This is a genomic window from uncultured Caballeronia sp., assembly GCF_964243625.1.
Lineage (GTDB): Bacteria > Pseudomonadota > Gammaproteobacteria > Burkholderiales > Burkholderiaceae > Caballeronia.
In genome coordinates this window covers 1-9,194 of record NZ_CAXTGZ010000215.1, presented here as the reverse complement: position 1 = coordinate 9,194, position 9,194 = coordinate 1, and the positions used below count along the sequence as shown (strand labels likewise).

Annotated in this window: 12 protein-coding genes; all 12 read left to right on the top strand. The window is 61.2% G+C overall.

Features of this window, described 5'->3' with window-relative positions:
- Positions 1–719 (top strand): thiazole synthase (locus ACFFAR_RS16055; RefSeq protein ID WP_375508112.1); only part of this gene is annotated, 719 nt, incomplete at its 5' end.
- The gene (thiE, locus tag ACFFAR_RS16050; protein ID WP_375508111.1) at positions 716–1,786 is read left to right on the top strand and encodes a thiamine phosphate synthase; all 1,071 of its coding nucleotides are present in this window, start codon (positions 716–718) and stop codon (positions 1,784–1,786) included. The genes ACFFAR_RS16055 and thiE, both read left to right, overlap by 4 nt.
- Positions 1,787–1,903: 117 nt before the next feature.
- Complete coding sequence (locus ACFFAR_RS16045; protein ID WP_174364431.1) at positions 1,904–2,722, top strand: ATP-binding cassette domain-containing protein; 819 nt, start codon at positions 1,904–1,906, stop codon at positions 2,720–2,722.
- Positions 2,719–3,486: a lipid asymmetry maintenance ABC transporter permease subunit MlaE gene (gene mlaE, locus ACFFAR_RS16040; protein WP_056355557.1), complete on the top strand. Its 768-nt coding sequence runs from the start codon at positions 2,719–2,721 to the stop codon at positions 3,484–3,486. The genes ACFFAR_RS16045 and mlaE overlap by 4 nt, the downstream gene beginning before the upstream one ends.
- Positions 3,487–3,580: 94 nt before the next feature.
- Positions 3,581–4,153 (top strand): outer membrane lipid asymmetry maintenance protein MlaD, encoded by a 573-nt coding sequence (gene mlaD / locus ACFFAR_RS16035; protein ID WP_062000449.1) that lies wholly within the window; start codon positions 3,581–3,583, stop codon positions 4,151–4,153.
- Positions 4,154–4,253: 100 nt separating this feature from the next.
- Positions 4,254–5,183 (top strand): VacJ family lipoprotein, encoded by a 930-nt coding sequence (locus ACFFAR_RS16030; RefSeq protein WP_062000448.1) that lies wholly within the window; start codon positions 4,254–4,256, stop codon positions 5,181–5,183.
- Between the two features lie 137 nt (positions 5,184–5,320).
- A complete protein-coding gene (locus ACFFAR_RS16025) occupies positions 5,321–5,950 on the top strand; it encodes a phospholipid-binding protein MlaC (protein ID WP_062000447.1) in 630 nt (209 codons plus the stop codon).
- Complete coding sequence (locus ACFFAR_RS16020) at positions 5,947–6,216, top strand: lipid asymmetry maintenance protein MlaB (RefSeq protein ID WP_172811952.1); 270 nt, start codon at positions 5,947–5,949, stop codon at positions 6,214–6,216. The genes ACFFAR_RS16025 and ACFFAR_RS16020 overlap by 4 nt, the downstream gene beginning before the upstream one ends.
- 224 nt (positions 6,217–6,440) lie before the next feature.
- Positions 6,441–7,367 (top strand): ABC transporter ATP-binding protein, encoded by a 927-nt coding sequence (locus ACFFAR_RS16015; RefSeq protein WP_062000445.1) that lies wholly within the window; start codon positions 6,441–6,443, stop codon positions 7,365–7,367.
- Entirely contained in the window at positions 7,364–8,119 is a 756-nt protein-coding gene (locus ACFFAR_RS16010; protein WP_062000444.1) for an ABC transporter permease, read from the top strand. The genes ACFFAR_RS16015 and ACFFAR_RS16010 overlap by 4 nt, the downstream gene beginning before the upstream one ends.
- A gap of 64 nt (positions 8,120–8,183) precedes the next feature.
- A complete protein-coding gene (locus ACFFAR_RS16005) occupies positions 8,184–8,423 on the top strand; it encodes a BolA family protein (RefSeq protein ID WP_062000443.1) in 240 nt (79 codons plus the stop codon).
- A 136-nt stretch (positions 8,424–8,559) separates the two neighbouring features.
- The coding region (locus ACFFAR_RS16000) for a UDP-N-acetylglucosamine 1-carboxyvinyltransferase (protein WP_375508110.1) at positions 8,560–9,194 on the top strand (635 nt) is incomplete at its 3' end.

Genomic DNA, 9,194 nt, shown 5'->3' with positions numbered 1-9,194 from the left:
TGCAATCGCTGTCGGATTCCATCGATGCCGCCCGTCCCGGCATGGTCACCGTCGCATTGCGGCGCCAGTCGAACACGGGTGAAGCCGGTTTTTTCGATGTCTTGAAGCGCCACGGCGTCGCATTGCTGCCGAACACAGCGGGCTGCCAGACGGTGGACGAAGTGCTCACCACGGCGCGAATGGCGCGCGAACTCTTCGATACTCCTTGGCTCAAGCTCGAACTCATCGGCGACGACTACACGCTTCAGCCCGACCCGATTGGCCTGGTCGAGGCCGCCGGAATACTGATCCGCGAAGGCTTCAAGGTGCTGCCGTATTGCACGGAGGACCTGGTGATCGGCCGGCGTCTGCTCGATGTCGGCTGCGAGGCGCTGATGCCGTGGGGCGCGCCGATCGGCACGGGGAAGGGCGTGACGAACCCCTACGGATTGCGCACGTTGCGTGAGCGGTTGCCGGATGTGCCGCTTATCGTCGATGCCGGTCTGGGCGTGCCGTCGCATGCGTGTCAGGTAATGGAATGGGGTTTCGACGGCGTGTTGCTGAACACGGCCGTCTCGCAGGCCACGTTTCCGCCGCAGATGGCCCGCGCGTTTGCGCTGGGCGTCGAGGCGGGGCGGATGGCCTATCTGGCAGGTCCAATGGCCGAGCGCGATAGCGCGCAGGCGAGCACGCCGGTTGTCGGCATGCCGTTCTGGCATCAAGACGGGAGTGCTGCATGAGTTTGTTGTCGCAGGATCGAGAAATATTCTGGCCACCCGCCGACGAACTCCTGGAAGCCGCCGAGCGAATTCGCCGGCGCCTGGGGGACTGGCCGGCGGCATCGAAGCAATGGCGGATTTGCTTGAGCGTGCCGGATCGTCCGCTGAAGGGGGATTTGATCGTGGGCGGCGGTTCCTCCGCAGAGGCGGCGGATGGCGTGGGCTTGCTGGCCGCCACCGCGGGCCACGCGACGCTGCAGCTCGATGGCGTGGAATACGCGCTCGATGGCGAATGGTCGGACGACTGGCTCGCAGCATTGGCCGCGTTCCTGGATTGCGGATTCGAGCCGCACGACGCGCTTGTGCTGGCGCTCGCCTGGCGCCCATCGAACCTGGACGAACTCGATGCCTGGCCCGTGGACTTTTACACCTTCCCGAAGGTGGCAAATTTGCCGCCTGCACTATCGAAGCCCTTCCCGCATTGCCCGGACCGGCTGGGCCTGTACGCCGTGCTGCCAAGCGCGGAATGGGTTGAACAGGTTCTGGACCACGGAGTGAGGACGGTGCAATTGCGCCGTAAATCGGCCGATTCTGGTGATTTGAAGCAGGAAATCGAGCGTGCGGTGGCTGCGGGCGCCAAACATGATGCCCAGTTGTTCATCAACGATCATTGGCAGGCAGCGGTCCGCGCCGGCGCTTACGGCGTCCACCTTGGGCAGGAAGACGTCGATACGGCCGACCTGAACGCCATCGCAGAAGCCGGGCTGCGCCTCGGGCTATCGACGCACGGTTACTACGAAATGCTGAAGGCGCTGCATTTCAAACCAAGCTACCTTGCGCTTGGTGCGGTATTTCCGACAACGACCAAGGTCATGCCAACCGCGCCGCAAGGTTTGTCGCGTCTGGCACGATATGTGCGCTTGCTCGACGGCATTGTTCCGCTTGTTGCAATTGGCGGCGTGAATGGTTCCGTGCTGCAGCAAGTGCTGTCGACCGGTGTAGGAAGCGCAGCAGTCGTTCGCGCCATTACAGAGGCGCCAGAGCTCGCGTCCGCCATTTCTGCGCTGCAACAGGAATTCGCGCGATAATGCAGCCGAATCGGAAAAAACTTCATATGTTTTGATCAGTCGAAAGGGACCGTCACGTCGCTGCAAGCGCACAGGCCCTATAATTCGGCCTCTTGCGTAAAAGGATTGTCAGCCCCTGTGTCAGCTTCTCCCGAGACTTTGCTAGAGCTTCGCGACGTCGATTTCGGCTACGGCGACCGGCTCATCCTGTCGAAACTCAACATGCGCTTCAAGCGCGGTCAGGTCGTGGCCGTCATGGGCGGCTCCGGCTGTGGCAAGACGACCGTGCTGCGCCTGATCGGCGGACTTGTGAAGGCGCAGAAAGGCCAGGTGCTTTTCGGCGGCAAGGACGTCGGCTCGCAGACGCGCGACGGCCTCTACGAACTACGCCGGAAAATGGGCATGCTGTTCCAGTTCGGCGCGCTCTTCACCGACCAGACTGTTTTCGACAATGTCGCGTTCCCGTTACGGGAACACACCGATCTTCCCGAGGAACTGCTGCGTGACCTCGTGCTGATGAAGCTCAATGCGGTCGGGCTTCGCGGTGCGCGGGATCTGTCGCCATCGGAGATATCGGGCGGTATGGCGCGCCGCGTGGCGCTTGCCCGCGCGATCGCGCTCGACCCCGAACTGATGATGTACGACGAGCCGTTCGCCGGCCTCGATCCCATTTCGCTCGGCATTACGGCCAACCTCATCCGCACGTTGAACAGCGCGCTGGGCGCCACGTCCATTCTCGTCACGCACGATGTGCCGGAGTCGTTCGCCATTGCCGATTACGTGTATTTCATCGCGAACGGCGGGATTCTGGCGGAAGGCACGCCGGCGGAATTGCGGGCGTCGCAGGAACCCTCGGTGCGGCAATTCATCGACGGCGCGCCCGACGGTCCCTTCAAATTTCACTATCCAAGCACGACGCCGCTCGCGGCGGACTTTGGTATCGGAGCAAAGGCATGATCAGCGCCATCGGACGCTCGGTGCTCGGCAGCTTCGGCACGATCGGATACGCGACGCGCATGTTCCTGCGCCTGGTCGTCGAATTCTTTCCGTTGCTGCGCCGCCCGCGCCTTGTCACGAAACAGATCCACTTCGTCGGCAATTATTCGCTGCTGATTATCGGCGTGTCGGGCTTGTTCGTCGGCTTCGTGCTGGGTTTGCAGGGCTATCTAACCCTCAACCGGTACGGCTCCGAGCAAGCACTTGGGCTGCTGGTGGCGCTGTCGCTCGTGCGTGAACTCGGTCCCGTGGTCACGGCCCTGTTGTTTGCCGGCCGCGCGGGAACGTCGCTGACGGCGGAAATCGGCCTGATGAAGGCGGGTGAGCAACTCACCGCCATGGAAATGATGGCCGTCGATCCGCTCAAGGTGGTCGTGGCGCCGCGTTTCTGGGCCGGGATCATCGCCATGCCGGTACTGGCGGCTATTTTCAGCGCGGTCGGCATTTTCGGCGGATATGTAGTGGGCGTGCTGATGATCGGCGTGGATTCCGGTGCGTTCTGGTCGCAGATGCAGGGCGGCGTGGATGTCTGGAGCGACGTCGGCAACGGCGTGATCAAGAGCATTGTGTTCGGCTTTGCGGTCACGTTCATCGCGCTGTTCCAGGGCTACGAAGCGCAGCCCACGCCGGAAGGCGTATCGCGCGCGACCACAAAAACGGTTGTGTACGGGTCTCTTGCCGTGCTCGGACTGGACTTTTTGCTGACCGCGCTGATGTTCAACTGACGTTTCGGCCTGCGGCCCGATTACCGGGTCGCAGACGTTGTGAAGGGCACAGACCTTCACGCAAAAAACTGCGACAAGATTCTTTGGGAAGACGATGAAAAAGACTGCTGCTCTCGACTTTTGGGTCGGCCTCTTCGTGGTGCTGGGTTTCGTGGCGCTGTTATTCCTTGCACTGAAGGCCGGCAATATGAACGCAATGTCGTTTCAGCCGACCTATCCGGTCAAGCTGAAGTTCGACAATATCGGCGGATTGAAGCCGCGTGCGCCGGTGAAAAGCGCGGGCGTGACGGTGGGCCGTGTTGCGAATATCGGCTTCGACCAGAATACGTATCAGGCGCAGGTCACGATCGATATCGACAAGCAGTATCAGTTTCCTAAGGATTCGTCGGCGAAGATCCTGACGTCGGGCTTGCTCGGCGAACAGTACATCGGGCTCGAGCCAGGCGGCGACGACCAGATGCTCAAGAGCGGCGACACGATTTCGATGACGCAATCGGCCGTGGTTCTCGAGAACCTGATCGGGCAGTTCCTGTACAACAAGGCGGCGGATTCGGGCGCATCCAAGCCGGCATCGCCTGGCGCTGGAGCGCCAGCCGCTGCAACGCCCGCGGCTCCGGCGTTCCCGGGCGCGGCTAGCGCAATGGGCGCAAGCGCTGCAGGTCAATGATCCGGACTTATTGATCCGGCAAAATTCAGGCAGCCGAAGGCAGGCATATTTCGCAGTACAAGCCAGCCTTCGGGTCAGCGACAATAAGGAGAAGAACAAAATGCAGGCAATGCGCGTAAAGAACGCGGCCGTGGTGCTCGCGGTGGCGGTGCTTGCCGGGTGCGCGACTGTGACCACGCCCACGAAGGGCGATCCGTTCGAAAGCTATAACCGGACGATGTTCACGATCAACGACAAGATCGACCAGGTCGCGCTCAAGCCGATTGCGAAGGGTTATGTGTTCATCACGCCGCAGCCGGTGCGCGACAGCGTGACGAACTTCTTTGGCAATATCGGCGATATCTACACGGCCGCGAACAATCTCGTGCAGTTGCGGATTGCGGACGGCGTGTCGGACATCATGCGCGTGGTGATGAACTCGATCTTCGGCGTGGCGGGTCTCTTCGACGTGGCGAGCGTCGCGGGCTTGCCCAAGCACAATCAGGATTTCGGCTTGACGCTTGGCCACTATGGCGTGCCGTCGGGTCCTTACGTCGTGTTGCCGCTGCTCGGACCGAGCACGGTAAGGGATACGGCCGGTACGGTGGTTGACTATTTCGGCAACGTGACGAGTTATGTCGATCCGACCTGGTTCCGCACGACGCTGTTTGGTGTGGAACTGGTGAACACGCGTGCGAACCTGCTCGGCGCAAGCGACGTACTGGCTGACGCCGCGCTCGACAAATACTCGTTCGTCCGCAATGCGTACCTTCAGCGCCGTCAGTATCTGCTCGGCAATCAGGACAACACGGCCGTTCCGGATTACGGCGACACGGGCAACGAGCCGCTACCGAAATATGACGACGTAAATGCGCCGGCAGGCGCGGGAGCTGCTTCAGGTGTATTGGCGTCGCCGCCGGCAGGCTCGGCATCGGCGCCGCAAGCGGCTTCTGGCGCAGCGGGTGCAAGCGCACCGGGCGCAACCGGTGTTCCGGCTGATCGCATGGTGCCGCCGCGCATTCCGTCGTTCCCGTCGTTCAGGCTGCGTTGAGCAAAGTGTGGAAAAAGCGCAAAACACCGCGCGCCAGTAATATATCGAAAGCGTTTTGACGGCTGGTAATAGTGCGGTGATGAACTCGTAGCGCACGCCGCGCTCAAACCCAGGCCACTTTTTTTGCAGAGTCTTTAATGAAAAAACTATTCTTGCTCCCCCTGTTTGCCGTGCTGATGGCTTTTTGCACGGGCGCGTTCGCTCAAGCCGACGATATGTCGACGCCAGACGGACTCGTCAAGACGGTGACCTCCCAGGTTCTCGATCAAATCAAGGCCGACAAGCAGATCCAGTCGGGCAACATCACGCGCATCACGCAGCTGGTGAATGAAAAGATCCTGCCATACACGGACTTCACCCGGACCACGCGTCTGGTGATGGGCCGCAACTGGAACACGGCGACGCCGGAACAGCAAAAGCAGATCGTCGAGCAGTTCAAGATGCTGCTGATCCGCACGTATGCGGGCGCGTTGGCGCAGGTTCGCGACCAGCAAGTCCAGTACAAGCCGTTCCGCGCTGATCCGAGCGACACAGACGTGGTTGTTCGCTCGGTCGTGCTGAACAACGGTTCGCCGATCCAGCTCGACTACCGCCTGTACAAGACGCCGCAGGGCTGGAAGGTGTATGACATCAACGTGCTCGGTGCGTGGCTGATCCAGGCTTACCAGCAGCAGTTCAACGAGCAGATCCAGCAGCATGGCGTGTCCGGCCTGCTGCAGTTCCTGACCCAGCGTAACCAGCAACTCGCGAACGGCAAGGCATCGTGAGTCGCTTCGAAACCGCCGCGACCCTCACGCACGACAGCGCAAAGAGCGCGCTCGATGCGGGTTTGTCGCGGATCGCAGCGGGCGCAACCGAAGTGGATTGCGCGCCGCTCAAGCAATTCGATTCGTCGGCGCTCGCCGTCCTGATCGCGTGGCAGCGTGCTGCCACTGCGCGCGGTGCGGCATTTGCCGTCGTCAATCTCCCCTCCGGGCTTGCCAGTCTCGCGCAAGTCTATGGCGTCGATACGCTTCTCACCTTCCGACATTGATCCTGTCTGCCTGAACCCATGGCGTGTTTTCGTCGCGTTCTGACGCCGACGAGACGCGCCAGACAGGGTTGTCACGGACACGCTTGCGGCAGCTCCCAGCCGCAGATGGCCTATAATCAACCGTTTTTTCGGCCTGACTTCCGCCTTTCGTCGTAATGAAGGCCGGTTCTGGTTCCGATCCGCACACCTAGAGGCGCAGCCCCCAACACGCGCGCGCACTGTCAATGTCAGCCATAGAAATACGCAACGTCAAAAAGCGCTACAAAGAGCTGCAAGCGCTCAAAGGCGTGAATCTCGTCGTCGAAGAGGGCGAGTTTTTCGGTCTGCTCGGCCCGAACGGCGCGGGTAAAACTACCCTGATCAGCATTCTCGCGGGCCTCGCGCGCGCGGATAGCGGCACGATCTCCGTACGCGGCCACGACGTGGTCACGGATTTCCGCGATGCACGCCGTTCGCTCGGCGTGGTGCCGCAGGAACTCGTCTTCGATCCGTTTTTCACTGTTCGCGAATCGCTGCGCATCCAGTCGGGCTACTTCGGTCTGCGTAAAAACGATGACTGGATCGACGAAATCATGGCGAATCTCGATCTCACCGAGAAAGCCGATGTCAACACGCGTGCACTGTCCGGCGGCATGAAACGCCGTGTGCTGGTCGCGCAGGCGCTGGTGCACAAACCGCCGGTGATCGTGCTCGACGAACCGACCGCGGGTGTCGATGTCGAGTTGCGCCAGACGCTCTGGAAATTCATCTCGCGCCTGAATCGCGAGGGTCACACCATCGTGTTGACGACGCACTATCTGGAAGAAGCCGAGGCCTTGTGCGACCGGCTCGCAATGCTGCGTCGCGGCGAGGTGGTCGCGCTCGAACGAACCAGCACGCTGTTGCAGCGCTTCGCCGGCATGCAGCTTTCGCTGAGATTCTCGCAGGGGGTGTTGCCCGTCGAGCTGCGCACGCTGGAAGTCGACCCGCGGGCGACCTCGGGCACGAACCATTTGCTGCGTCTTTCAAGCTACGACGACGTCGAGCCGATCCTCGCGAAATGCCGAGCGGCCGGCTGCACGTTCGATGAAATCGATGTCCGCAAGGCAGATCTGGAAGACGTATTCGTGCAAGTGATGAACGGGCCGGAAGTGGTCGAGGGCTTGTCATGAGCGGCTTTCGCACCCTGTTCTACAAGGAAATCCTGCGTTTCTACAAGGTCGCGTTCCAGACCGTGCTCGCGCCGGTGATCACGGCCTTGTTGTACCTGATGATCTTCGGCCACGCGCTGACGAGTCATGTCGAGGTTTATCCAGGTGTGGCCTACACGAGTTTTCTCGTGCCTGGCCTCGTGATGATGAGCGTGCTGCAGAACGCGTTCGCAAACAGTTCTTCGTCGCTGATTCAGTCGAAGATCACGGGTAATCTGGTGTTCGTCCTGCTGCCGCCGCTCTCGCACTGGGAAATGTTCTTCGCGTATGTGCTGGCGTCGGTTGTGCGCGGATTGGCGGTTGGATTCGGCGTCTTTATCGTGACGGTGTGGTTCATTCCAATGAGCTTCTCCGCGCCGCTCTACATTCTCGCGTTCGCCATCCTCGGCTCGGCGATTCTCGGCACGCTCGGGTTGATCGCCGGCGTCTGGGCAGACAAGTTCGACCAGCTCGCCGCGTTCCAGAACTTCCTGATCATGCCGCTGACGTTCCTGTCGGGCGTGTTCTACTCCACGCATACGCTGCCGCCCATCTGGCGCGAAGTGTCGCGGCTCAATCCGTTTTTCTACATGATCGACGGTTTCCGCTACGGCTTTTTCGGCATGTCCGACGTCAGTCCGCTCGCGAGCCTTGGCATTGTCGGCGGGTTTTTTATCGTGCTGGCTGTGGTTGCCATGCGCCTCCTGGCAAGCGGCTACAAGCTGCGCCACTAGGCTCACTCATCAGGCTCACTCGCAGGCTCATTTAATCGATTCGCTCAATTTTCAGGAGACACCCATGTTGCCGACTCCCGAGCAAGTGAAGGACTACATCGCTGGCGGCTTGTCTTGCCAGCACGTCGAAGTCGAAGGCGACGGCCAGCATTTCTTTGCGACCATCGTGAGCGATGCGTTCGAAGGCAAGCGGCCGATCGCGCGTCACCAGCTCGTGTACGCGGCCCTTGGCGACCGCATGCGGGCGGAAATCCACGCGCTGAGCATGAAGACGCTGACGCCCGCCGAGTGGAAACCCGCCTGAGCGGTTCGCCGGCTCGCGCTGTATCTGAGCATCACCTATCAACCGATTAGCTGGAAATTTAGTGCGATTCACTCAAGACAACCGCGACGCCGACCACGGCGCCGCTGCAGGAAGCTCCGTAGAAGGAACGCCAGGCATGGACAAACTCATGATTGTCGGGGGCTCGAAGCTCTCGGGCGAAATCGTTGTATCCGGTGCGAAGAACGCGGCATTGCCGATTCTCTGCGCCAGCTTGCTGACCGCAGACGACGTGCATCTGGAAAACGTGCCCAACCTGCAGGACGTGCGCACGATGCTCAAATTGCTCAACCAGATGGGCGTGCGTTCGGAGTCGGCGGATGGCCGCGTGTCGCTGAACGCAGCGAAGCTGGACAACCTCGTCGCGCCGTACGAAATGGTCAAGACCATGCGTGCGTCCATCCTCGTGCTCGGTCCGCTCGTCGCGCGCTTTGGTGAAGCGAAGGTGTCGTTGCCGGGCGGCTGCGCCATCGGCGCGCGCCCCGTCGATCAGCATATCAAGGGCCTCCAGGCGATGGGCGCCGAGATCACCATCGAGCATGGTTTTATCGAGGCGCGGGCGAAGCGCCTGAAAGGCGCGCGCATCGTCACCGACATGATCACGGTCACCGGCACGGAAAACCTGCTGATGGCGGCGGTTCTGGCGGAAGGCGAAACGGTGATCGAGAACGCGGCGCGCGAGCCGGAAGTCAGCGACCTTGCGAATCTGCTCGTCGCGATGGGCGCGAAGATCGATGGCATCGGCTCGGACCG

Bases quoted from the DNA above. Each gene is read 5' to 3' on its own strand.
- ACFFAR_RS16025 (WP_062000447.1), top strand. From the start codon at position 5,321: ATGAAAAAACTATTCTTGCTCCCCCTGTTTGCCGTGCTGATGGCTTTT.
- mlaE (WP_056355557.1), top strand. From the start codon at position 2,719: ATGATCAGCGCCATCGGACGCTCGGTGCTCGGCAGCTTCGGCACGATC.
- ACFFAR_RS16030 (WP_062000448.1), top strand. From the start codon at position 4,254: ATGCAGGCAATGCGCGTAAAGAACGCGGCCGTGGTGCTCGCGGTGGCG.
- ACFFAR_RS16010 (WP_062000444.1), top strand. From the start codon at position 7,364: ATGAGCGGCTTTCGCACCCTGTTCTACAAGGAAATCCTGCGTTTCTAC.
- thiE (WP_375508111.1), top strand. From the start codon at position 716: ATGAGTTTGTTGTCGCAGGATCGAGAAATATTCTGGCCACCCGCCGAC.
- mlaD (WP_062000449.1), top strand. From the start codon at position 3,581: ATGAAAAAGACTGCTGCTCTCGACTTTTGGGTCGGCCTCTTCGTGGTG.
- ACFFAR_RS16005 (WP_062000443.1), top strand. From the start codon at position 8,184: ATGTTGCCGACTCCCGAGCAAGTGAAGGACTACATCGCTGGCGGCTTG.
- ACFFAR_RS16015 (WP_062000445.1), top strand. From the start codon at position 6,441: ATGTCAGCCATAGAAATACGCAACGTCAAAAAGCGCTACAAAGAGCTG.